This is a genomic window from Cryobacterium sp. TMT2-17-1, from assembly GCF_004402765.1.
Taxonomy (GTDB): Bacteria; Actinomycetota; Actinomycetes; order Actinomycetales; family Microbacteriaceae; genus Cryobacterium; species Cryobacterium sandaracinum.
This window is the reverse complement of record NZ_SOGC01000046.1, coordinates 116,087-140,745: the sequence shown is the minus strand read 5'-3', so window position 1 is coordinate 140,745 and position 24,659 is coordinate 116,087. Positions and strand designations below refer to the sequence as shown.

The following is a 24,659-nucleotide window of genomic DNA, read 5'->3' as shown; positions in this document are numbered from 1 at the left end:
ATGAGCCCCACCACCCGCCTGGACATCGACCTGGAGTTCTCCCTCGCGGAGCCGGGCACACCGGGCGACACCACGGAGGCAACCGGCGCCGAGCAGATGGGCGGAACCATCACGGCCAGCGGCCTCGACGTCGAGATCTTCTCCAGCAAGCCCGAGATGTTCGTGCGCACCAGCACGATGAAGCTGAAGGAACTCCGCGGCCTGGCCGGCGACCTGGCCGAGCGCGGCCTGACCGTCTCCGTGTCCGGCCCCGACGGCCTGATCATCCGGCTGGGAGCCGTCAAGGCACCCGTCATCCAACGGCTGCTGACCGGTTCGTCGCACATTACGCTCGGCAGCCGGGCCGCGCTGGTTCCGCTCCTGCGGCGGCGCAGTGCCGCACCGGAGGCGGGCCTGTCCCTGCCGTTGCCGCCGGCCACCCTGTTGCCGTTGGTGCCGACCTTCGACCGGCGCATCCGTCGCCGGGTGACCACGACGCACTACACACCGGGGGCAGGCCGGCCCCGGCTGGTTTTTGTGATCGGCTCGAAGAACTGGAACGGTCAGATGCCGCGCGAGTTCGATCTGCTGCCGACGGTCACCACCATCGGTTCGGCCCCGGATGCCGACCTGCAGCTGGCCGGTCTGCAACCGTTCCATGCCGAAATCCGCCACGACGACAACGACGAGTACATTCTGTATCCGCTCGGCGACGTTTCCGGCGGAGCCAAGCGGAATTACCGGCAGGACGAGAACGACGGGCAGGTCCTGCGCACCGGCGCCCGGATCGAAATGGGTCCGTGGCGCATGGCCTACTTCCGTGAGGAGTATGCCGACCACGGCCGCCCCCACGGCGGTCGCGTGGGCGGGGAACTGTCCGTGCAAAAGCCGCAACCGAGCCGCCGCGCAGCCCGGTTGGAGCGCGAGGCCAACGCCGCCGGTGCCGGCACCACGAACGGCGGCACCGAGCCGATGACCGCGCGGCCGGGGCCGGTGGACGACTCCGAGATCTAGGGTCAGGTCCGGGTCGGCAGATCCTGGCTGCGCCACTCGCGGCGCACGCTGTGGAAGCCGGCACACGGTAGAACGTGTGCCGGCTTCTCTAGTATGAATCGCGACGGATTCCGCCGAGCCCTGCGCCGCCCTGCGCTGCCCCACGCTGCCCTGCCCTGCCCTGCCGCCCTGCCCTGCCCTGCCCTGCCCTGCCCTGCCCTGCCCTGCCCTGAACCAATTCGACGGAGATTCTGAGGAAAAAGCGGGTTAACGGGCTGTTTGGAATGATTGTGGGCAAAATCTCCGTCGAATTCGTTCGGGATTCGCGGTGGAGCACGGGGTGGCGGGTGGGGTGACGCACGGGGTCGCGGGTGGATGCAGAGCGCACCCGTGCGGCTGCAAATCCGGCGGGTGTTGTGGCCAACTCAGGAGATCCGTCCGGCCGGGACGGACATCCGCACCCGTTCCGCACTGGTCCGTGGGAGCCGGGCAATGCGGGCGACGGATGTCCTGAGTTGGCCACACGCGCAGGCTCGGCCGGGCCTGACCCGCGGCAGGTCTCCTGCGTTGGCCACACGCGCAGGCTCGGCCGGGCCTGACCCGCGGCAGGTCTCCTGCGTTGGCCACACGCGCAGGCTCGGCCGGGCCTGACGCGCGGCAGGTCTCCTGAGTTGGCCACACGCGCAGGCTCGGCCGGGCCTGACCCGCGGCGGAGCCCGGGATTCCCACACCCGCGAAACCCCCTGGCCGTCAGGTACACGCAGCTAGACGGGCTCCCCCGCGGTCTCGGCCGCCGGGATACTCTGGCCGGGGACGGCATCCTCGCGGCGCGACTCCGCGTGTGGCGCGGTGCCGGAAAGCCGTAGCGTCGCCAGGAAGCCGAGCACGAGGAACCCGGCTGCGGCGTACGCCGAGTAGCGGGTGCCGTCGCTGAACGCCTCGCGGGCGGCATCCGCCAGCTCGGGGCTCTGCTCTTCGAACGACGGGATCACCGAGCCCGCACTGTCGACGACCGCGTCGACGATCTGACTCCGGGTCTCGGCAGTCAGCCCGGGCACCTCGGCCAGCTTCGCATCGAGCGACGTACCGACCGTAGTGAACAGCACGGTGCCCAGCACCGCGATGCCGAGCGCCGAGCCGATCTGCCGGGCGGTGCTGGACGTGCCGGAGCCCTGGCCGCTCTGCGCCACCGGCACATCCTTGAGCACGACGCCGGTGAGCTGGGCGGTGGCCAGCCCCACGCCGATGCCGTAGACGAACAGGAACGGCACCACGACGAGCCAGGTGGACTCGGCCGTGATGACCAGGCCGAGGCCGGCGACGCCGATGATCTCGGCGACGATCCCGAACCGCACGATCGTCTCGGGTGAGATCTTGTTGCCGAACGCCCCGGACACCCCGCTGGCCACGAACGAGCCCAGCGCGAGGGCGAGCAGCACGAATCCGGTCTGCAGGGCGTCGTAGCCGAGCACATTCTGCAGCCAGAGCGGCAGTGAAAGGATGATGCCGAACTCACCGAGGGAGACGATCATGGCCGCGATGTTGCCGTTGCGGAACGACGGGATCGAGAACAGGGAGAAGGCGAGCAGGGTGGTCATGCCGGCCCGCTGGCGGTAGAGCCCCCAGTAGATGAAGGCCACGCCGGACACGACGGTGATCAGGAACACAAATGGAATAATCGACAGCGAGTACGGCCAGGTCCAGTCTCCCGCAACCGGCGCTTTGTCGGTGAGCCACCAGCCGTAGGTGCGTCCCTCGATCAGCCCGAAGACGAGCGACGCGCTGGTGATCACCGAGAGCACGGCGCCGACGACGTCGATGCGGCGCGGCTCGCCGGCATCCTTCGATTCGAGCACGAAGACCAGTACGCCGACGACGATGACGATGCCCAGTGGCACGTTGATGCCGAATGCCCAGCGCCAGGAGAAGGAGGTGGTGAGCCAGCCGCCGAGCAGGGGGCCGACGGCCACCATGCCGCCGATGGTCGAGCCCCAGATCGCGAACGCGATGCCTCGGTCACGGCCGCGGAACGTGGCGTTGATGATCGAGAGCGTGGTGGGCAGCACCATCGCACCGCCGACGCCCTGGATCAGCCGACCCAGGATCAGGAGTTCGCCCGTCTGCGCGAGCGCCGCGAAGACGGATGATGTGGCGAAGACGATTACGCCGAGAATCAGGATGCGCCGTCGACCGAACCGGTCGGCAAGCGTTCCGAAAACCAGCAGCAGGGCCGCGAAAACCAGGGTGTAGCTCTCCTGCACCCACTGCACCTGGGTCGAGGTGATCGCCAGGTCGTCGACGATCGAGGGGATGGCCACGTTGATGATCGTGGAATCGACGATGATCAGGGCGACGGCGACGCTGATGAAGACGAGACCGGCCCAGCGCCGGCGCGCCGAGGTGACGCCCGCCGGGGTGACAGGCAGGGTGGCCGGATCGCTCACGCGGTGACCGATCGGGACGTGGCGGATGTGGCGGACGTGACGGACCTGGAGGTGCGCACGCGCACGGTGATGGTGGCGATCAGGATGGCGGCCACGGCGACGATCGCCGCGATCGCCGTGGGAGTGGAGAGCAGGGCGCCGGCCAGCCGGGCCATGGCCACCCAGGCCAGGCCCCAGCACAGCGACGCGGCCGGGGCGAGGCGGCCGTGGCCGTAGATCGCGAGGACTACGCCGACCAGCCCGGCGACGGCGATGACCAGCACCGCCCACAGGTCCGCGCTGAGGCCGAAGCCTTCGAAGCCGGAGGCGACGAGCACCGCGGTGACGTTGGCGGCGGTGGCGATGGCCACCCAGCCGAGGTACAGGCCCACGGTGCCGTCGGCGACGATCGTCTCAATCAGGTTTTTGGGCCGGGTGCGGAGCGTGAGCTGGAACGCCCGGATCAGCACGACCAGCAGAAGCACGATCACGGGCACACTGAGCCAGAGCAGGTCGAACTGGATGCTCAGGATCCAGGCGGCGTTCAGCACGAGCGACGCTGCGATCGGGTAGCCCAGGGCGCGTTGGCGGTCATCCGTTCTCTGCGCCGGCAGGAGCTGCCACAGGGCGTAGGCGATGAGGCCGAGGTAGATCGCGGTCCAGATGCCGAAGGCCGGCCCGTCGGGGGCGATCGGGGTGGCGTCGGCGGCGAGCGCTCCGCCTGACGCGTTCTGGATCGGGGTTCCGCCGGCGGCGCCGGACCCGATGAACGATCCGACGACGGCCAGGATCACGCTCGCCAGCACCACCGTTTGACGCAGTGGATCGCTGCTCTTATTCATCTCGGTCTCCCAACAATCTGCCACCTTAATAGTCGACGGTTTCATCCTGACCTCTTCCGCCCCCTGGAGTATGCGAAACTGCCGCATGCGCATCAACGGAGTGCACCACATCGCCATTATCGCCAGCGACTACGACGTGTCCAAGGCCTTCTACCTCGACGTTCTCGGCTGCACGCTCGAAGCGGAATACTTCCGGGCCGCGCGCCGGTCGTGGATGGGCAAGCTTGCCCTGAACGGCCACTACCTGATCGAACTGTTCTCTTTTTCCGACACCCCGCCCCGGAAGAGCGGCCCGGAAGCGCTCGGACTGCGCCACCTCGCGTTCGAGGTCGACGACGTACCGGCCGCGCGCGACGAGCTGATCGGCAAGCACGTCGAGGTTGAGGAACTGAGGGTGGACCCGAACACCGGCAAAGCGATGTTCTTCTTCCGCGACCCCGACGGGCTGCCGCTGGAAATCTACGAGCGCTGAGTCGGGACGCTATTGCTCCGGGCTGCTACTGCTCGGTCACCAGGTGGAAGACCACTCCGTCATCTTGCACGGACACGCGCAGGCGGTCGAGACCGGAGACCACCAGGTCGGCCTCCAGGTCGGCGGCCCGATGGGTGCCGACGACGCCGATCGTGGCGCAGCCGGCGGCGCGGGCGGCGGCAAGGCCGGCTGGGGCATCCTCGACTACGACGCAGCGGGCCGGGTCGACACCGAGGCGTTCGGCAGCCAGCAGGAACGGCTCGGGGAACGGCTTGCCGCGGCTGGTGTCGTCGATGGTCACCACCGTGAGCGGCGCGGGGAAGCCGGCGGCGTCCAGGCGCACCAGGCACAGCTGCCGGGCACAGGACGTGACGATCGCCCGGCGGTCCTCGGGGATGCTCGCCATGAGTTCCGCCGCGCCGGCCAAAATCCTGACGCCATCCGTGTCGGCCAGTTCGAACTCGGTCAGCCGGGTGACGGATGTCTCGACCAGCTCCTCCGCCACCAGGGTCGCGATCATCTGACGCGCCGGCACCCCGTGCTCGGGGCCGGTGAACGACGGGCCGAGGCCGACCTCGGCACCCCAGCGCAGCCAGGACCGGGTGACCGCCTGAGTGGAGTCGACCAGGGTGCCGTCCATGTCGAAGAACACCGCCTGGAAGACCTGCCCCTGCAGGGCCTCCTCCCAGGAGGTTTCGAGCGGGGCGATTCCGGGCTGCGTCATTGTGGTTCCATTCGTCTCTGGGCTGGTACCCCTCAAGTCTGCGCCCTCACGGAACTACGCTATGACTCATGACCACTCCTCCCCGCGCGGTGCAGAAGCCACAGCAGCGCAGTTTCCATGACGACGTGTTCACCGACAACTACGAGTGGCTGCGCGACAAGGACAGCCCCGAGGTGATCGCGCACCTCGAAGCCGAGAACACCTTCACGGATGCCCGCACCGCCCACCTGGCCCTGCTGCAGGAGCAGGTCTTCGAGGAGATCAGGGGCCGCACCCAGGAGACCGACCTCAGCGTTCCGGTGCGACAGGGCCACTGGTGGTACTACACCCGCACGATGGAGGGGAAGGAATACGGCATCCACTGCCGTGCGCCGATCTCCGCGCCGGACGACTGGACCCCGCCGGTGCTTCCCGAGCAGATCCCCGAACAGACCAGCGGGCAGGCGAGCGGGACCGCCGGTCTCCCGGGCGAGCAGATCGTGCTCGACGACAACGCCGAGGCAGCCGGCCACGAGTTTTACTCGCTCGGCAGCACCGACGTGAGCGGCGACGAGAACCGGCTGCTCTACGCCGTCGACACCGAGGGCGACGAGCGGTACACCCTGCGCGTGCGCGACATCGCGACCGGCGAGAATCTCGCGGACGAGATCCCGAACACCGGCGAGGGTGCACTGTTCGACCCGAGCGGCCGCTACATCTTCTATACGACCGTGGACGACGCCTGGCGGCCCGACACCGTGTGGCGACACGAGGTGGGAACCGCGGTCGCCGCCGACATGTCGGTCTTCCACGAACCCGACGAGCGCTTCTGGGTGGGCATCGGCCTCACCCGCAGCCGCAGGTTCCTGCTGATCGAGGCCGGCTCGAGCGTGACCACCGAGACCCGGCTGCTCGACGCTGCCGACCCGACCGGCGAGTTCGCCCTGGTGTGGCCGCGGCTGGACGGCGTCGAGTACGACGTGGAGCACGCCGTGCTGAACGGCCAGGACCGCCTGCTGATCGTGCACAACCACCACGCGGTCAACTTCGAGCTGGTCAGCGTCTCCGTCGCCGACCCGCGGGGTGAGAAACGGATTCTGCTGCCCCACGATACGGCCGTGCGCCTCGAGAGCGTCGACGCATTCCGCGACTTCGTGGTGGCCGAATACCGGCGGGACGGACTCACCCGCGTTGCCGTGAGCGCCGAGGCAGCCGACGAGGAACTCGATTTCGTCGAGCTCGGCTTCGAGGAACCGCTGTACTCCGTGGGCACGTCGGCCAATCCCGAGTGGGACACGCCGACCATCCGTCTCGATTACACCAGCTTCGTCACGCCGTCGACGGTCTACGACCACGTGGTCGCCACCGGCGAGCGCCGGCTGCGGAAGCAGCAGCCCGTGCTCGGCCGCTACGACCCGACCCTGTTCGAGCAGCGCCGCGAGTGGGCTACCGCCGCCGACGGCACGCGCATCCCGATCTCCCTCGTCTACCGGCGTGACCTCGTCGTTCCGGGAACTCCCGCCCCGACCCTGCTCTACGGCTACGGCTCCTACGAGATCAGCATCGACCCGTCGTTCAGCATCGCCCGGCTCAGCCTGCTCGACCGCGGCATGATCTTCGCGATCGCCCACGTGCGCGGCGGCGGCGAGCTGGGTCGACTCTGGTACGAGAACGGCAAGAAGCTGCACAAGCGCAACAGCTTCACGGACTTCATCGACAGCGCCCGGCACCTGATCGACCAGGGCTACACCAGTCCCGACCGGCTCGTCGCCGAGGGCCGCAGCGCCGGCGGCCTGCTGATGGGCGCCGTGGCGAACCTGGCCCCGGAACTGTTCTCGGGCATCCTCGCCGGGGTGCCGTTCGTGGACGCGCTGACGTCGATCCTGGACCCGTCGCTTCCGCTGACCGTGATCGAGTGGGACGAGTGGGGCGACCCGCTGCACGACCCTGAGGTGTACGCCTATATGCGCGGCTACTCCCCCGTGGAGAACGTGCGCGACACGCACTACCCGCGGATACTCGCCGTGACCAGTCTCAACGACACCCGAGTGCTCTACGTCGAGCCGGCCAAGTGGGTGGCCCGGCTGCGCGAGGTGGGAGCGGATGTTCTGCTGAAGACCGAGATGTCGGCCGGCCATGGTGGGGTGTCCGGCCGGTACAGCCACTGGCGTGAAACGGCGTTCGACTTCGCCTGGATCATCGATGCCGCCAGGGCGCATCCGTCGAGGGAAGCGGCGGTCACCGCGGTGTAGCTGAGTGAGTCTCAGCCAGGGCCCGAGCCCCGTGCCCGAGCCCGAGGCCTGGCGACATCTCCGACCCGAACGAATTCGACGGAGATTCTGCCCAAAACACCCCCAAACAGCCCGCATAAGCAGTTTTCCGGCAAAATCTCCGTCGAATTGGTTCAACCGCGGACACTGCGCTCCGACCGCGCTGCCCACATGAGAGCATGGAGCCATGTCTGATGCCGGGTCTCCCCCGGCGCGGGCGGACTGGAAGCGGATCGCGGGACCCGTGCCCGGCGAACCGGGTGGGACCACCGATCTGCCCGTTCCGATGGGCCTCCTATTCGAGCTGCGAGAGCAGACGCCCCGCACGAACGACCGCTGGCGTGGTGCGACGGCCCGGCCGGTCACGAACGTGCGCCCCGGGCAGGGCGAGATCCGGCTCGGGGTGCGCCCGGTCATCCGAAGCGCCCGTGGCAACTGGGTGCGCACGGACGTGGCGTGGAACCAACTGGGCTTCCACCGCAACCGCCTCAACCTCAACCGCGAGCACCACCGCTGGCTGAGCCAGATCCTGGCCCTGCACCGGGCCGTGCGCGGCGTATACACCAGCCAGGAGACGGACTGGATCTACCTCGACGACTTCGTCAGCCCGCTGCTCTGGACCCTCTTCGACGAGGCCGAGACCCTGGGGCTGCGTCTCGTGGGCAGCACGAAGGATGCCACGGTCAGCGTGGGCCGCGCGGCCCACGTGAGCCTCGACGCAAGCCGGAACGCCGCCGGCGCGTTCAGCAACACAGGCGCCGCCGGCGCGTTAAGCAACACAGCCGCCGCCGGCACCCAGGGTCTGCTCCTGACCACCCGGCTCCTATTTGACGGCACCCCGCATCCCCCCGAGCATTCCGGGGCGATCGGCGGCCACGGGATCTACGGCTATGCCCTCGGGCCGCGCCCGGTGTTCACCCTGGCCCCGACCGTCGACGGTCCGCTCACCGCCGAGCAGCGCCGGCTGCTCGGTGCGCCCGGCACGGTTCTCGTGCCTGCCGACGAGACGGCCGAGTTCCTGGGCGACTTCTATCCGGCGCTGCGGCGCACCCTGCCGGTGATCAGCACGGATGGCTCCGTGCGCTTCCCCCAGGCCGACCCACCTCTGCTCGTGCTCACCGCCTGGTTCCGGCCGAGGCAGGCGCTGGAGCTGGCCTGGCATTGGGAGTACCGCGAGGGTTCCCTGCTGAAGAAGCTGCCCGTGCTGTCGTCCACGTCCACGTCCACGTCCACGTCCACGCCCACGCCCACGTCTCCCTCGACCGGAAGCCGCGACGAGCCCACCGAACGGGTCATCCACGAGCGGGCCAGGCGTCTCCTCGAGGAGGCCGGCCGCCCCGACGCAGGCCCGGCCGCGACATCCCTCACCCTGCGCGGCATCGATGCGGCCGAGGTGGCCGAACGTGCGCTCCCGCGGCTGGAAGCGCTGCCCGGCGTGCGCGTGGACATCCGCGGCACCCGGCCCGACTACCGCGAACTGACCGAGACTCCTGAGCTCACAATCAGCACGGTCGAGACGGACCAGCGGGACTGGTTCGACCTGGGCGTGATCGTCACGATCAATGGTCGGAGCGTGCCGTTCGGCCCGCTGTTTAAAGCTTTGGCGAAGGGGCAGGCGAAGCTCCTGCTGGTCGACAACAGCTACCTGTCGCTGCGGCAGCCGGCTTTCGAGCGCCTGCACGAACTGATCACCGAGGCCCGCGCCCTGCAGGAATGGGACACCGGCCTGCGCATCAGCCGCTATCAGGCTGCCCTCTGGAGCGACTTCGAGGACCTCGCCGACGACACCGAGCAGGCCGTGGCGTGGCGGGCGGCCGTGTCCGGGCTGATCGGCTTGTCCAAGGGCGCCGACGACGCCGAGCACGCCCCGCACGCCCCGCTGCCGACCGCCGTGCACGCCACCCTGCGCCCATACCAGGCGCAGGGCTTCACCTGGCTGACCTTCCTCTGGCAGCACCAGCTGGGCGGAATCCTCGCCGACGACATGGGCCTCGGCAAGACGCTGCAGACGCTCGCACTCCTGGCGCACGCGACCGCGCAGCCGGCCGAGCAGGCCCACCCAGCCGGGCACGCCCACCCGGCCGATCCGGCCCAGCGGCGGCCGTTCCTGGTCGTCGCCCCGACATCCGTCGTCGCCACCTGGCGCTCCGAGGCCGCCCGCTTCACGCCCGGCCTCGACGTTCGGGTGATCACAGCCACCGAGGCGGCCGACGGCATCCCGCTGACGGATGCCGCGGCCGGCGCCGACGTCGTCGTCACCTCCTACACGCTGTTCCGTCTCGACTTCGAGGCCTACCAGGCGCATGGCTGGGCCGGGCTGATCCTGGACGAGGCTCAATTCCTGAAGAATCGTGCCACCCGGGTGCACCTGTGCGCCCGCGACCTGACGACGCCGTTCAAGCTCGCGCTCACGGGCACGCCGATGGAGAACAGCCTGCTCGAGCTGCATGCCCTGTTCGCGATCGTGGCACCGGGCCTGTTCCCCTCCCTTCGGCGGTTCACGGAGGAGTATGTGCGCCCGATCGACCGCGGCGACACCCCCGAGGTGCTCACGCGGCTGCGCCGGCGCATCCGCCCACTGTTGCTGCGTCGCACCAAGGCGGTCGTCGCGCCCGAGCTGCCGCCCAAACAGGAGCAGGTGCTTGAGATCGAGCTGAACCCCCGGCACCGCGCGCTCTACGACACGTTCCTGCAGCGGGAGCGGCAGAAGCTGTTCGGCCTGATCGACGACCTCGACAAAAACCGGTTCATCGTGTTCCGCTCGCTGACCCTGCTGCGGCTGCTCAGCCTGGACCCGTCCCTGGTCGACGAGAAGTACGCCGGAGTGTCGTCCAGCAAACTCGACGCCCTCTTCGAACAGCTGGACGACGTCGTCGCCGAAGGTCACCGCGCGCTCGTCTTCAGCCAGTTCACGTCGTTCCTGAAGAAGGCGGCCGCGCGGCTCGAGGCCCGGGGCATCCCCTACTGCTACCTCGACGGGTCCACCCTGCGCCGCTCCGAGGTGATCGACCGGTTCAAGACCGGCAGTGAGCCGGTGTTCCTGATCAGTCTGAAGGCCGGCGGGTTCGGCCTCACCCTGACCGAGGCGGACTACGTCTTCCTGCTCGACCCGTGGTGGAACCCGGCCACCGAGACGCAGGCCATCGACCGCACCCACCGCATCGGCCAGACGAAGAACGTGATGGTCTACCGAATGGTCGCCACCGGCACCATCGAGGAGAAGGTCATGGCCCTGCAGAAACAGAAGGCCGAGCTCTTCGACCAGGTGCTGGGTGACGCCCCAGCGGATGCGTCGGGGTTCAGTGGGAACCTCACGGCCGACGACATCCGCAGCCTGCTGGAGAGTTAGACGGACAGCTCCCGGGCGATCTCCGCCGCCCATTCGTCGATCGCGACCCAGTTGCGGAAGTCGCCCTCGGGCAGCAGCTCGCGCCCACTCGGGATGCGCCGCACAAGTTTGTCCCGGCGGCCGAGCACGGTCGGGTCGAGCGCACCGAAGAACACCCGCATTCCGCGCGGCTGGAGCGACTGGCCGAACTCCTCGAACTGCTTCGGCTCACTCTCCTTGAGCAGATCTCGCCCCTGGGCGTCCTTCCCCGCGGTGCCGAGCGGCCCGCTGCTGAACAGCCACACCGGATGCGCCGTGATCAGTTCCTGGTGGCGCCGCACGAACTCCGTCGCGTCCTTGCGCCACGACCCCATGTAGGCGGAACTGCCGATCACGAAGGCATCGTACTCGTCCACCTGGTCAACGGATGCGACCGGCCGGGCCACAGCATCCTGCCCGGCCTCCCGCAGTTTGCGGGCGATGCGCTCGGCGATTCCCTCGGTGGCTCCGTACTTGCTCGAAAACCCCACCAGTGTCGTCATGATTGCCTCCAGCTCGTCGGTCGTTCACTCAATCGTAGGGCGGTGCGCCGCCGCGCCCCGTCCACGATTCCCCACCCCCAATCGAGCGGGTCGGTTGGTTCTCCGTCTTCCGCCGCTGCTAATCTGAGATTAGATAACGTGGGGGTTCCGTGCAGTTGAATTCAGGGGCGCCCTGCGGCCGCCTAGTTCGAGGTTTCTTTGCCAGGAGCGCCTCCTGGTCCGCCTGGCTGATGGCCGTTTTCCTGGGCAGCTACGTCATCGGCCTGCTGATGCCCGACGACGGATTCCACCTCTTCGTCGACGGCTGGCTGGCGTCCCTCCTGAAGTTGTCCATGGTCGTCGTGTGCTGGGCCGCCGTGACGCGCAAGCGCTCGCGGAGCCGAGTGCGGATCGCGGCCAGCGGTCTGGAGCGATTCCGGCATCCCGAACTCCTGCTCACGGCCGCGGCGGTCACCATCATCGCGATCGTCGATTCCTATTCCCTGTGGATGCTGATCTGGGGTGCCGAGATGTTCCCCCGCGTGAGCGAGGTCGGCTACCTCCTGTTCTTCGCCCTCATGCTATTCGTGCTGGTCATCATGGTGCGCCGCCAGCTGCGCGGCATGGTCTGGTCGGTGGTGCTGGACAGCGCCATCGGTGCACTCGGCGCGGCCTCGGTGCTGGCCGTGCTGCTCGGCCCGATGGCGAACTCAGTCGACGCGGCCGGGGCGAACAAGGCCATCGCCGCCGCCGTCGCCTACCCCCTGTTCGACCTGCTGCTGGTTGCCGTCGTCGTCGCACTCACCACCTCGCAGGGCCCGGTTGCCGGCCGCCGCTGGATCCTCCTCGTCTTCGGCCTGCTGATGTTCACGTCCACCGGTCTCGTCTTCGCGTTACTCGAAACCAGGTACGTTCTCGGCACTCCTCTGGACGCCGGCTGGGCCGTGGGTCTGGCCCTGATCGCGGTGTGGGCGGATGCCTCGTCGCGACCAGATCTGGTTCGGAACAACTCCTCCAACGGCGTGGCGGCCCTGGCGCTGCCGGCGGTGTCGACCGCGGCCGGCCTGGGTGTGCTGCTCCTCGCCAGCCAGACGCCGGTTCCCCACATCGCGATCGGGCTGGCGGCGGCGACCCTGGCCCTCGCAGCCGTTCCCCTGGTCTCCCGGCAGGTGGCCCTGCGTCGCCAGTCCAAGACCGACGAGCTGACCGGTCTGCCGAACCGGCGTGCGCTGTACGCCGAGGTCTCGTCGAGACTGGCCGACGACAGGAGCCGGAACCGGGCGCTGCTACTGCTGGACCTGGACCGCTTCAAAGAGGTCAACGACAGCCTCGGGCATGACGCCGGCGACCGGTTGCTCGTGCAGGTCGGCCGTCGTCTGCTGGAAGGACTGCAGTCCGGTGACCTGCTCGCGCGGTTGGGCGGCGACGAGTTCGCCGTCCTACTCGAGCGCACCGACCAGGTGGAGGCCGAGGCGGTGGCCAACAAACTCCGGGCCACCCTGGCCCAGCCGTTCACCCTGGAAGGCATCTCCCTGCAGACCAGCGCGAGCATCGGAATCGCGCTCTACCCCGACCAGGGCGATGACCTGACCGCACTGCTGCGCAAGGCCGACATGGCGATGTACAAGGCGAAGGCGACCCACAGCGGCCACCACGTCTACCGCAGCGCGGACAACCGCCACGGTGACGCCCGTCTGCGCACCCTGCAGGAGTTGCGCCTCGCCCTGACCGAGGACCAGCTGGTTCTGCACTACCAGCCGAAGATCTGCCTGAAGACCGGGTTCGTCTCAGGCGTCGAGGCCCTCGTGCGCTGGAACCACCCCGAGCGCGGTCTGGTGTTTCCCGACCAGTTCCTGACTCTGGTCGAAGAGGCCGGTCTCATGCACGCGCTGACCCAGGAGGTTCTGCGGAAGGCGTTGGACCAGTCCGTGCTCTGGGCGGCCCAGGCCCGTACCCTGACGGTTGCGGTGAACCTGTCCGCCAGCTCACTGATCGACGCCGATCTGCCCGAACGGGTGGGCACCATGCTGTCGGCCCGCGGTCTTCTGCCCACCGCGCTGATGCTCGAGATCACCGAGGACTTCCTGATGGCCGACCGCGACCGAGCCCGGGACATCCTGACCCGGTTGCGCGCCAGTGGTATCCGGATCTCCGTCGACGACTTCGGCACCGGTTACAGTTCGCTCGCCTATCTTCGTGACCTGCCCATCGACGAGCTCAAGCTGGACCAGTCCTTCATCTTCCCGATGGCCGACGACGCCCGGGCCGCCGCACTGGTGGCCTCCACGATCGACCTCGCGCACGGCCTCGGCCTGAAAATGGTCGCCGAGGGCGTGGAGAACAGCGTCGCCTACGACGAGCTGGTGCGCTACGGATGCGACTTCGCCCAGGGATACTTCATGTCACGCCCCCTCTCCGCCGCGGCACTCGACGAGTGGCTGACCGCGAGGCAGAGCGCGGCGGCCCTGCCATGACCGGCGGCACCCGTGAGCGGTTCCGCTTCGGCGCGCTGACGCTCATGCTGGTACTGGTCATCGCCTACACCCTCGGCCTGGCCCTGAAGGGCGATGACTTCAGCCCTCTGGTCGACGGCTGGCTCGCCATGCTCTCGGTGTGGGCACCCGTGCTCGTGGGCTGCGCCGCCGTCTACCGGGTCGGGCGCGGGCAGATCGAGGTGGGCCTCGCCACCGCCGCTCTGACCATGAACGCCCTGGCGGACACCTACTACCTCGTCAGCGCGGATGCCGACGGTGCGTCACCGTTTCCCTCGCCGGCCGACATCGGCTATCTGCTGTTCTACCTGCTCCTGCTCTGGGCGCTGGCGGTGCTCGTGAACCGGCAACTGCGCGGATCGGCCTGGTCCGTCTTCCTGGACACCGCCGTGGGTTCCCTGGGTGCCGCCGCAGTGCTGGCCGTCATCCTCAGCCCCGTCTTCGATTCCGCCGCCGCGGACCCGCTCAGCCTCGGTGCCGTCATCGCGGCCGCCTATCCGGTGCTCGACCTGCTGGTGGTGGCGGCGATCGCCGGGATCGTGGCGTCGCACGGGCCGGATGCCGGGAAGCGCTGGATGCTCCTCGTCGCCGGCCTGGTGGTCTTCGCCGGCGCCGACACCGTCTTCGCGCTGCAGGGTGACCTGTACACGGTGGGCACCCTGCTCGACGCGACCTGGAACATCGGGGTCGTACTGATTGCGCTCTGGGTGGACGGCACCTCCCTCCCGCGCCCGGTGCGGGATCGCAGGGCCACGGCCACAACCGTGTCCGCTCTGGCCGTGCCGATGGTGTCGACGATCGCCGGACTCGGGGTTCTGATCCTCGCCAGCCAGGTCACGGTGTCAAACCTCGCCGTGGCCTTGGCCGGGGCAACCATGGCGCTGGCGGTGGTGCCGCTGGTCGGCCGGCAACGGGTTCTGAACCTGCTGGCGCGAACGGACGACCTCACCGGTCTGCGCAACCGCCGCGCATTCAATGCGGACGTGCCCACCCGCCTGGCAGCGGTCGAGGGCCGGACGTGTGCCCTGCTGCTGCTGGACCTTGACCGGTTCAAGGAGGTCAACGACAGCCTCGGCCATGACGTGGGTGACCGGCTGCTGATCCAGGTCGGCATCCGTTTGAACCGGCAGCTGCGTGCCGGAGACCTCCTGGCCCGCCTCGGCGGCGACGAGTTCGCGATCCTGCTCACGGACTCCGCGCGGGAGGATGCCCTGACGGTGGCCGTCAAACTGCGCGCCGCGCTGGCCGAGCCGTTCATTCTGGAGGGCATCACGTTGCAGACCAGCGCCAGTGTCGGAATCTCCCTCTATCCCGACCAGGGCAAAGACCTGACGGCGCTGCTCCGCAAGGCCGACATGGCCATGTACAAGGCGAAAACGAGCCGCGGTGGCCACCACGTATACGACAGCGACGACGACAGCCACGGCGAGACCCGGCTGCGCACCCTGGCCGAACTGCGCCTCGCTCTCACCGATGAGCAGCTGGTGCTGCACTATCAGCCCAAGGTCGACCTCGGCAGCGGGGCGGTGCGGGACGTCGAGGCCCTTGTGCGCTGGAACCACCCCGAGCGCGGTCTGCTGCTGCCCGATCAGTTCGTGCCGATCATCGAAGAGGCCGGGCTGATGCACACCCTGACGCAGGTCGTGCTGCGGCAGGCGCTGGACCAGGCCGTGCTCTGGCAGGCGCAGGGGCATCCGTTGACCATCGCCGTGAACCTGTCGGCCAGCTCACTGGTCGACACGGAACTGCCGGACCGGATCGGTGCCATGATCGCCGCCCGCGGTCTGCCCTCGTCGATCCTGGCCCTGGAGATCACCGAGGAATTCCTGCTCAATGACCGGGGCCGGGCCCGAGGCATCCTCACCCGGCTACGCGAGCAAGACATCCGCATCTCCGTCGACGACTTCGGCACCGGCTATAGTTCGCTCGCCTACCTGCGCGATCTGCCCATCGACGAGCTCAAGCTCGACCGATCCTTCGTCTTCCCGATGGCCGGCGATGCCCGAGCCGCGACCCTGGTGTCCTCGACGATTGCGCTGGCCCACAGTCTGGGGCTGCGCATGGTGGCCGAGGGTGTGGACAGTGGCGCCGCCTACGACCAGCTGGTCGGCTTCGGCTGCGACTTCGCGCAGGGCTTCCACCTGTCGCAGCCGCTTTCCGCCGCCGAGCTGGACACCTGGCTCGCCGACCGACGAGTCGCAGATACCGCGTCGGCGCACGCGTGTGAGGTCGCACCCGCCGTGCCGCCCGGTGACCTTGTCGCGGAGCCGGCCGAGGTGTAGACCCCCCCTGCAAAGCGCGCCCTGTTCCCGTGGGGAGAGCACCGGGACGCGGATTGGGGATCATCATGACGCGGCGACGCTCACCACTGCGACGGATGCTGGTGGTCCCTCTTCTCCTGATTACGGGTTCGCCCGCTTGCTGGGGAGTGCGATCAGGGTCTGGTCCGGATTGACTTCGACTGGTGGTCGAAGCCAGTAGTCCGTTTCGGTTCGGATGATGCTCCATTGCTGGTTGTGCAGGAGCAGGTGGTGTGGGTGGCAGAGCAGCACTCCGTCGGCGAGGTCGGTGTAGCCGTTGTCGTTCAGCCAGTCGTTGATGTGGTGGGCTTCGCTCCAGGCGGGATCTGTCGCAGTCGACCCAGCGGCATCCGCCGTCGCGAACCCCCATTGGGGAAGGTACGCCGGGACGGACGGGATGTCGAAAGGCACCGACGCAGCACCGACGCAGCGCCGGCCGCGGCCCGGTTCTACACTGGGTGGAGCCGCGGGCCAGACCGACCCGGCACTCCCGGAAACGAGGAACCCACCCGATGGACGCGTCTGCTCAATCGGAGAAATCAGCTCAATCGGAAATATCGGACCCGATCGACCGTCTCGCAGTCGATCCCGCCGTTACCGATGCCGCCGAGATCGCTCGCCGGCTCGAGACCGACGCCGCCCGGGGCCTCACCGGCGCCGAAGCCGCGCGTCGCCTCACGGCCGAGGGCCCGAACGAGCTGCGCAGCGTGCGCCCGGTTCCGTTCTGGCGCCGGATCCTGGCCCAGTTCAACGACCCTCTGATCTACCTGCTGCTGGTCGCCACCGCGGTGTCAATCGGCGCCTGGCTGATCGAGGGGGCACCCGGCCTGCCCGTGGACGCCATCGTGATCGCCGTGATCGTAGTGCTCAACGCCGTGCTCGGCCTGGTGCAGGAGGCGCGCGCCGACAACGCCGTGGCCGCCCTGTCCACCATGACAGCGGCATCCTCGACCGTCATGCGCGACGGCCTGCTCACCACCGTGCCCAGCACCGAGCTGGTGCGCGGCGACCTGCTGGTTCTGGGTGAGGGCGACAGCGTGGGGGCGGATGCCCGCCTCACCGAGGCGAGTTCGCTGCGGATCGCGGAGGCCTCCCTCACCGGCGAAAGCGAGGCCGTCACCAAGAACCCGCGCACCCTTCCCGCCGCGGCCGCCCTCGGCGATCGCCTGAACACGGTCTTCAAGGGCACCGCCGTCAGCCAGGGCGTCGGCCGCTGCATCGTCACCGGAACCGGCATGAACACCGAGGTCGGCGCCATCGCCACGATGCTTGACCGCACCGAGGCGCACCCCACCCCGCTGCAAACCGAGATCGGCCACATCGGCAAGCTGCTCAGCGTCGTCGTGATCGCGATCGCCACGGTCGTGATGCTCACCATCGTGCTCGTGCAGGGCGTGTCCACGCCCGCCGACTTCGTGACCGTGTTCCTGCTCGGGGTATCCCTCGCGGTCGCAGCCGTTCCCGAGGGGCTGCCGGCAATCCTGTCGGTGATCCTCTCCATCGGGGTACAACGGATGGCGCGGCAGAACGCCGTTGTCAAGAACCTGAAATCCGTGGAGACCCTGGGCTCCGCATCCGTGATCTGCTGCGATAAGACCGGCACACTGACCCGCAACGAGATGACGATCCAGCAGTTGCTGACCGCCTCCGGCCGGGTAGATGTGACCGGGGTGGGCTACCGCCCCGAGGGCGAACTGCGCCAGGGCGCCGAACCGCTCACAGACCCGGCACTCCGCTTTGAGGCCCAGCTGGTGCTGGGCGTCGGTTCCCTCGCCGGCAACGCCCAGCTGACCGAGCAGGACGGCGAGTGGGAGATCCAGGGTGACCCCACGGAGGCCGCGTTCCTGGTGGCCGCGGCCAAACTCGAGGGCACCACCGGGCACATGGCCCGGTTCGAACGTCGGGGTGAGATGCCCTTCACCTCGGAACGCAAGATGATGTCCACCCTGCACCAGGAGACCGGCGACGACAGCCTGCGCATCTTCAGCAAGGGCGCGCCCGACGTGCTCCTCGAGCGCTGCGCCTACGTGCAAGTCGGCGAGACGGTCGTACCTCTGACCGCCGAGCAGCGGCCACGGATGCTTGCCGACATCCAGGCGCTCTCGGCTCAGGCCTTCCGCACCCTGGGTGTCGCCTACCGAGTCGCCGACGAGAACACGGCGCCGCTCGACGAGGCCGACGAGCAGGGCCTGATCTACGCCGGGGTGGTCGGCATCATCGACCCACCCCGCGCCGAGGTGACGTCAGCCGTCCAGGAAGCCCACCGGGCGGGCGTGCGTGTGATCATGATCACGGGCGATCACCCCGCCACGGCCGCGCGGATCGCGAGTGACCTGGGGATCGTCGAACCGGGGGCGACGGCGCTGGCGGGAGCAGACCTCGACCACCTCGACGAGCCGGGGCTGCGGGAGGCGGTGCGCGACACATCCGTGTTCGCCCGCGTCTCCCCGCGGCACAAGCTGCGGATCGTCGACGCCCTGCAGGCCAACGGCGACATCGTGGCGATGACCGGCGACGGCGTCAACGACGCCCCGGCCCTGAAGTCCGCCGACATCGGCGTGGCCATGGGCATCACGGGCACCGAGGTGACCAAGGAGGCCGCGAAGATGATCCTGGTCGACGACAACTTCGCCACCATCGTCGCCGCGGTGCGGGCCGGCCGGGTCATCCTCGACAACATCAAGAAGTTCCTGCGGTACCTGCTGTCCTCGAACATGGGCGAGGTGCTCACCGTGTTCGTCGGCGTGCTCCTCGCCGGGGCGCTGGGCCTGACCGGCGCCAGCAGCGAGACCGTGGTGCTGCCCCTGCTGATCACCCAGATCCTCTGGATCAACCTGATCACCGACTCCGGCCCGGCCCTGGCGATGGGCGTCGACCCGGAGATCGACGACGTGATGGCCCGCCCCCCGCGCGGGATCAACGACCGTATGATCGACCTGCGCATGTGGGTGGGCATCATGTCGACCGGCCTGGTGATGGCAGTGGTCACCCTCGCCACGATCGACCTGTTCCTGCCCGGCGGGCTGCTGCCGGCGCTGGAACCCGGCACGGACGGCCTCACCGTGGCGCGCACCGCGGGGTTCACCACCCTGGTCTTCGCCCAGCTGTTCAACACACTCAACGCGCGCTCCGAGCTGACCACCGCGTTCCACCGGCTGTTCGTAAACCCGTGGCTGTGGGGGGCGATCCTGCTCGCGATCCTGTTGCAGGTGGCCGTGGTCGAACTCCCGCTCCTGCAGACCGCGTTCGGCACCACCTCGATGGACCCTCTGCACTGGGCCGTCTGCGTGGGCATGGCATCCGTCGTGCTGTGGGTCGAGGAACTGCGCAAGTGGATCCTGAGGGTGCGCGCCTGACCTCTCCCGTTCCGTGCTCGACGCGTGCGATCTCGTTTCCGCAAAGCGCATTACGATCGGGGCATGAGCCTGTCAGGACCACCGGAACCCACGGCGACGGAGCCGGTATCCGCGCCCCGCCGCAACGAAACGGATGTCCAGCGCCTCGACCGCAATTGGCTCTCGCTGTTGCAGGAGCTCAGAGTCACCCAGACGGGCACCCAGATCGTGGGTGGTTTTCTGCTCGCCCTCGCCTTCCAACCGCGGTTCACCGAACTCGACCTGTACCAACTGACCGTGTATCTGATTCTTGTCGCCACGGCCACCACCACCACCGTTCTGGCGCTCGGGCCGGTCAGCCTCCACCGGCTGCTCTTCGGGAAGCATGCGATGAAGCAGATCGTACGGGTCGCCGACGTGCTCGTGCGGGCCACACTGGTCGGTGTCGCCGTAATCCTCGCCGGCACCACCCTGCTGGTCTTCGACGTGGTGCTGGGCCGAACGGCCGGTCAGGTGGCCGGGGCCGCGGTGCTGCTGGTCATCGTGGCGGTCTGGCTGGTCCTGCCGCACCGGGCGAAGCGCTGAGGACGACGCGCGGGGGTCGACTGGCGGCGGACGACGCGCGGGGATATCGGTGGGACGGCTTCGCCGCATCAGCAGGCGCCCCACTGGCCCGCGCCTGCCGTCGTTGCGGCGTCCTCGGCCGTACGCAGCAGCGGGTAGTGCGCGTCGTTCGGCGGGATCATCAGCGACTCGGCGGCGCCGCCGGCGACGAGCTCGTAGTTGACGAATCGCCCGTCCCCGGTCCAGAGATAGAACAGGCTACGGCCGTATCGGTCAGTCGGGTCCTGGTCGGCGGTGACCCAGGTGCGGCTGCCATCGGGGAGGAGCGCCCGCAACTGCTCCGCGGCCTGATCGCCGAAGCATTCGGCGCTGTCCCCCACCTCCGGCGTATCGATTCCGAGCAGTCGTACCTTGACGGCATCCGTCGTCGCCACCAGGGCGTTCGGCTGGTCCGTTCGCAGAAAGAGCGTGTCGCCATCATGCACATGCTCCACGGTCATCGGGACGGCTCCGCTCGGTCGTGCGGGGATGCCGCCGACCGCTGTCTCGACGGTGCCGTCCGCGGCGGTCGCCACCGGGCCGGTGCTCTCGCCGGAGCTCTGGCCGGAGCCTTGGCTGGCCGAGCTCGGCATGCTCTCGAACTCGGTCACCAGAAATCCCGACTGCTGGACCCAGGCGAAGCCGAGTACTCCGAGAACGAGAACACCGATCGGCACGCGCGAGCGGCCCTGTCGTCTACCCATTCCCCGAGACTAGGGCAGAGCCAGGCAGGCACACGCCACCCGCCGTGTCTGACGAGTCCGAGGCCCGGGAGCACCTCCGTCGCGAACGAATTCGACGGAGATTTTGCCGGAACCGGCCCCGAAAACTCCGAAAAAGCTGCTTTTCACGAGAATCTCCGTCGAATTGGTTCGACGCCGGACAGGGCAGGCCGGGCACGTGGCGAGAGGGCGCTCCGGACGTCTGACCGGCTAGGGCGCTGCGGTTTCCTCCACGGCGTGGAACCACGGCGGGTACACGACGACCTTGGGCTTGTGCGCCTCGGCGGCGAAAATGCTGCGCACCGCGTCGCGCACCTTGTCGTTGGCGACGCCGACGAGCGTGACCAACTCGAACGGGAACGACTCGGTGACGAGCAGTTCCGCCTCCCGGATCTTCTGCGATTCCTGATCGGCGCGCAGCGAACGCAGCATGCGGTCGGCAGTCTCGGGAGCAGAGCCGAACCTGGTCAGGGCCCCCGCGGCATCCCCGTTGGCCACCGCGACGCTCGCTGCGACGGTTTCCTCGGCGCCGGCCTGGGCGTCGAGGAGCTTCTTGACCGTGCTGACCAGAATGACGAAGTCGTACGTCGGAGAGCGGTGCGCCTCCGGCGACAGGCGCGGGTCGTTGGATTCGGTGAGGAGGCTGTCCCACAGGCGCGCATTGGGCGAGAGGAAGAACGGCACGTAGCAGGCGACGCTCGCGCTGTCGTCTCCGGCGACGAGCGCGGCACGCCGGGCCGCGCGCTGCGGTGCCGACGACAGGTCGACGACCGGCCGGGCGGTCCAGGCGTCGCTCGCGTCGGCAAGCAGGCGCCCGCTGTTCAGGATGCCGGCGAGGTTGCGGATGTGGGTGACGTGGTAGATCCGCTGCTCACCGACGTTGTCGTGGGAGGATTTCGTGCTCCTGACCGGCTTCACGGTGCTGGCGGCCTTGGCGGTGGCCGGCTTCGCGGTAGCGGTCTTCGCGCTCAGGGTGGGATTGGGTCCGCCCAGGGTGACGGTGCGCGGTGACGGCGAACTGCGAAGCGACGGTGCGCGGCCCGTCGACTTGCTCCGGCTGGCGCGGGTGGCCACGCCGGGCACGATTTCGGGAGCGGCCTTCGGGAAGCAGCTGGCGCAGAGGCCGCCCTCGAGTCCATGGATGCATTCGTCGCTCAAACTAGAAAAACCTTTCGTGTGCGTGGCCCCCACACTCTTCAAGTCCGATGCTTGAAGACCACATATCAACGGTACGGTCATTTCTGACCTTGTGGTGACCGATGGCGGGATCCGTTCGGCGCATTTCGGCCTGAGGGTGAGTCGCACATGCCTTGTCGGCCCCGGCGAAGGGTGCTACTACCGACGTATGAGCAGCGTTGACGATATCGACGAGGACAAGATCGAGGTCGGCAAGCCCAGGGAATGGGCGGCGGGGGTGCCAGGCGTCACCCATGCACTGGGGCCGGCCTTCCGGCAGATGGGTGTGCCGCGCAGCCTGAAGGCACTGACTGCGATGAACCAGCGGGACGGTTTCGACTGCATGAGCTGCGCCTGGCCGGATCCCGATCGGCGCAAGACGTTCGAGTTCTGCGAGAACGGCGCCAAGGCGGTGACCTGGGAGGCAACGCCGATCACGATCCCGGCCGAATTCTGGGCCGAGAACCCGATCAGAGAGCTGCTCACGAAGTCGGAGTACTGGCTCGGCATGCAAGGCCGCCTCGTGCAGCCGGTGCACAAGCCGGCCGGGTCCGAGCACTACCGGCCGATCACCTGGGACGACGCGTTCAAGCTGATCGGGGACACCCTCCGCGGACTGGAATCGCCCGACCAGGCGACGTTCTATACGAGCGGTCGCACCTCCAACGAGGCGGCCTTCCTCTACCAGCTGTTCGTGCGCGCCCTCGGCACGAACAACCTGCCGGACTGCTCGAACATGTGCCACGAGTCGACCAGCCACGCGATGGCGGAGACCGTCGGGATCGGCAAGAGCACCGTCACCTACGCCGACTTCGCCCGTGCGGACCTGATCATCATCATGGGGCAGAACCCGGGCAGCAACCATCCGCGGATGCTCACGGCGCTGGAAGAGGCGAAGGAGGCGGGCGCCGCCATCGTCGCCGTCAACCCGCTCTTGGAGGCCGGGCTGATGCGCTACAAGAACCCGCAGAAGGTGCGGGGCGTCGTCGGGGCCGGAACCGTGATGGCCGACCAGTACCTGCAGATCCGGCTCGGCGGCGACATGGCCCTCATGCAGGCCCTCTCCCGACGGGTGCTCGACGCCGAGGCCGCCCGGCCCGGAACCGTGCTCGACCATGCGTTCCTGCGCGAGAATTGTGTCGGGCTGGAGGAGTTGCGCGAGCACCTCGCCCACCAGGATGACGGTGCGGTCCTGGCGGCCACGGGGTTGCGCGCGGCCGAGATCGACGAGCTGGCCGACCGGTATCTGCGGGCGGACCGGGTCATCATCACCTGGGCGATGGGCATCACCCAGCACAAGAAGGCCGTTCCGACAATCCGAGAGATCATCAATCTGCTCCTACTGCGCGGCAACATCGGCAAGCCCGGCGCGGGGGCGTCCCCGATCCGCGGGCACAGCAATGTGCAGGGCGACCGCACCATGGGCATCTGGGAGAAGATGCCACCGGCGTTCCTGGACGCCCTGGAACGAGAATTCGGGTTCGACCCGCCCCGCGTGGACGGCCTGGACAGCGTCGACTCCATTCGCGCCATGCGCGACGGCCTGGTCACGGTCTGGATCGCCCTGGGCGGCAACCTGGTCGGCGCGATCTCCGACACCGTCGTCGCCGAGGCCGCAATCCAGAAGACGGTGCTGAGCGTGCAGATCTCCACCAAACTGAACCGGTCCCACGCTGTGGTCGGCGACCAGGCGCTCATCCTGCCGACCCTGGGCCGCACCGAGATCGACCTGCAGGCCACCGGCCCGCAGTTCGTGTCGGTTGAGGACACGGTCTCCGCGGTGCACTCGTCCACCGGCCTACTCCCACCGGTGTCGGATCAGCTGCTCTCCGAGGTGGCCATCGTGTCGCGCCTCGCCCGGGCCGCCCTCGACGGCACCGCCTCGATCGACTGGGCCGGTTTCGAGAGCGACTACGACATCATCCGTGACCACATCTCGCACGTCATTCCGGGCTTCGCCGACTTCAACCAACGCATCCACCAGCAGGAAGGTTTCTCCCTGCCCCATGCGCCGCGCGACCTGCGCACCTTCCCGACCCCCAGCGGCAAGGCCCTGCTCACGGTCAACGAACTCGAGCCCCTCGAACGGCCGCCGGGGCGCCTGCTCCTGCAGACGCTGCGCTCGCACGACCAGTTCAACACCACGATCTACAGCCCCAACGACCGCTACCGGGGCATCAAGAACGGCCGCCAGGTCATCTTCGTCAACCCGGAGGATGTCGCGGAGCTGGGTTTGATCAGCGGCATGCTCGTCGATGTGCACAGCGAGTTCAGCGACAACGTCGACCGGGTGCTGCGGCGGTTCCGGCTCGTCGCCTACCCGAGCGCCCGCGGCTGCGCCGCCGCCTACTTCCCCGAGGCCAACGTGCTGGTGCCCCTGGATTCCACCGCGGAGGGCAGCAACACCCCCGTCTCCAAGGCGGTGCTGGTGCGGCTGGAACCCTCGCGCTGACCAGATACACACCCCGACCAGAACGAAAGCAGGGCGCCCGATCCGCTG

The 24,659-nt window shown here is 68.5% G+C and carries 15 protein-coding genes and 1 pseudogene; 9 read left to right on the top strand and 7 right to left on the bottom strand.

What is annotated here, in order from left to right:
- A complete protein-coding gene (locus tag E3O47_RS13835) occupies nucleotides 1-993 on the top strand; it encodes an FHA domain-containing protein (RefSeq protein WP_174720167.1) in 993 nt (330 codons plus the stop codon).
- Between the two features lie 743 nt (nucleotides 994-1,736).
- Here E3O47_RS13835 and E3O47_RS13830 read toward each other — a convergent pair.
- Both E3O47_RS13830 and E3O47_RS13825 read right to left on the bottom strand, forming a co-directional pair.
- Nucleotides 1,737-3,416 (bottom strand): MFS transporter, encoded by a 1,680-nt coding sequence (locus tag E3O47_RS13830; protein WP_241986215.1) that lies wholly within the window; start codon nucleotides 3,414-3,416, stop codon nucleotides 1,737-1,739.
- Entirely contained in the window at nucleotides 3,413-4,237 is an 825-nt protein-coding gene (locus E3O47_RS13825; protein ID WP_134420924.1) for a tryptophan-rich sensory protein, read from the bottom strand. Before E3O47_RS13825 ends, E3O47_RS13830 begins: the two co-directional genes overlap by 4 nt.
- Before the next feature lie 85 nt (nucleotides 4,238-4,322).
- Here E3O47_RS13825 and E3O47_RS13820 point away from each other — a divergent pair, with 85 nt between their 5' ends.
- The gene (locus E3O47_RS13820; protein ID WP_104099249.1) at nucleotides 4,323-4,709 is read left to right on the top strand and encodes a VOC family protein; all 387 of its coding nucleotides are present in this window, start codon (nucleotides 4,323-4,325) and stop codon (nucleotides 4,707-4,709) included.
- 25 nt (nucleotides 4,710-4,734) lie between these two features.
- Here the strand turns inward: E3O47_RS13820 and E3O47_RS13815 are convergent, their stop codons facing one another.
- Complete coding sequence (locus E3O47_RS13815) at nucleotides 4,735-5,433, bottom strand: HAD-IA family hydrolase (protein ID WP_134420922.1); 699 nt, start codon at nucleotides 5,431-5,433, stop codon at nucleotides 4,735-4,737.
- Between the two features lie 22 nt (nucleotides 5,434-5,455).
- Here E3O47_RS13815 and E3O47_RS13810 point away from each other — a divergent pair.
- Nucleotides 5,456-7,664: pseudogene (locus E3O47_RS13810) on the top strand (S9 family peptidase).
- 205 nt (nucleotides 7,665-7,869) lie between these two features.
- Nucleotides 7,870-11,031, top strand: coding sequence for a DEAD/DEAH box helicase (locus E3O47_RS13805; RefSeq protein WP_134420918.1), 3,162 nt, complete (start codon nucleotides 7,870-7,872; stop codon nucleotides 11,029-11,031).
- Here E3O47_RS13805 and E3O47_RS13800 read toward each other — a convergent pair.
- A complete protein-coding gene (locus tag E3O47_RS13800; protein ID WP_104193986.1) occupies nucleotides 11,028-11,552 on the bottom strand; it encodes a flavodoxin domain-containing protein in 525 nt (174 codons plus the stop codon). The genes E3O47_RS13805 and E3O47_RS13800 overlap by 4 nt on opposite strands.
- Before the next feature lie 230 nt (nucleotides 11,553-11,782).
- Between E3O47_RS13800 and E3O47_RS13795 the strand changes: the two genes are divergently transcribed.
- Entirely contained in the window at nucleotides 11,783-14,005 is a 2,223-nt protein-coding gene (locus tag E3O47_RS13795; protein WP_134420916.1) for an EAL domain-containing protein, read from the top strand.
- Nucleotides 13,966-16,305 (top strand): EAL domain-containing protein, encoded by a 2,340-nt coding sequence (locus E3O47_RS13790; RefSeq protein ID WP_166785404.1) that lies wholly within the window; start codon nucleotides 13,966-13,968, stop codon nucleotides 16,303-16,305. The genes E3O47_RS13795 and E3O47_RS13790 overlap by 40 nt, the downstream gene beginning before the upstream one ends.
- 120 nt (nucleotides 16,306-16,425) lie before the next feature.
- Here E3O47_RS13790 and E3O47_RS13785 read toward each other — a convergent pair whose 3' ends face one another.
- Complete coding sequence (locus E3O47_RS13785) at nucleotides 16,426-16,734, bottom strand: hypothetical protein (protein WP_134420912.1); 309 nt, start codon at nucleotides 16,732-16,734, stop codon at nucleotides 16,426-16,428.
- A 101-nt stretch (nucleotides 16,735-16,835) separates the two neighbouring features.
- Here E3O47_RS13785 and E3O47_RS13780 point away from each other — a divergent pair, with 101 nt between their 5' ends.
- Both E3O47_RS13780 and E3O47_RS13775 read left to right on the top strand, forming a co-directional pair.
- Nucleotides 16,836-19,679 (top strand): cation-translocating P-type ATPase, encoded by a 2,844-nt coding sequence (locus E3O47_RS13780; RefSeq protein WP_134420910.1) that lies wholly within the window; start codon nucleotides 16,836-16,838, stop codon nucleotides 19,677-19,679.
- Nucleotides 19,680-19,742: 63 nt separating this feature from the next.
- The gene (locus E3O47_RS13775; RefSeq protein ID WP_134401067.1) at nucleotides 19,743-20,243 is read left to right on the top strand and encodes a DUF6328 family protein; all 501 of its coding nucleotides are present in this window, start codon (nucleotides 19,743-19,745) and stop codon (nucleotides 20,241-20,243) included.
- Between the two features lie 68 nt (nucleotides 20,244-20,311).
- Here E3O47_RS13775 and E3O47_RS13770 read toward each other — a convergent pair whose 3' ends face one another.
- The gene (locus tag E3O47_RS13770; RefSeq protein WP_134420908.1) at nucleotides 20,312-20,965 is read right to left on the bottom strand and encodes a thermonuclease family protein; all 654 of its coding nucleotides are present in this window, start codon (nucleotides 20,963-20,965) and stop codon (nucleotides 20,312-20,314) included.
- A 228-nt stretch (nucleotides 20,966-21,193) separates the two neighbouring features.
- Nucleotides 21,194-22,141: a DarT ssDNA thymidine ADP-ribosyltransferase family protein gene (locus tag E3O47_RS13765; protein ID WP_166785403.1), complete on the bottom strand. Its 948-nt coding sequence runs from the start codon at nucleotides 22,139-22,141 to the stop codon at nucleotides 21,194-21,196.
- Between the two features lie 187 nt (nucleotides 22,142-22,328).
- Here E3O47_RS13765 and E3O47_RS13760 point away from each other — a divergent pair, with 187 nt between their 5' ends.
- Complete coding sequence (locus tag E3O47_RS13760; protein ID WP_134415547.1) at nucleotides 22,329-24,611, top strand: FdhF/YdeP family oxidoreductase; 2,283 nt, start codon at nucleotides 22,329-22,331, stop codon at nucleotides 24,609-24,611.
- Nucleotides 24,612-24,659: the final 48 nt, after the last annotated feature.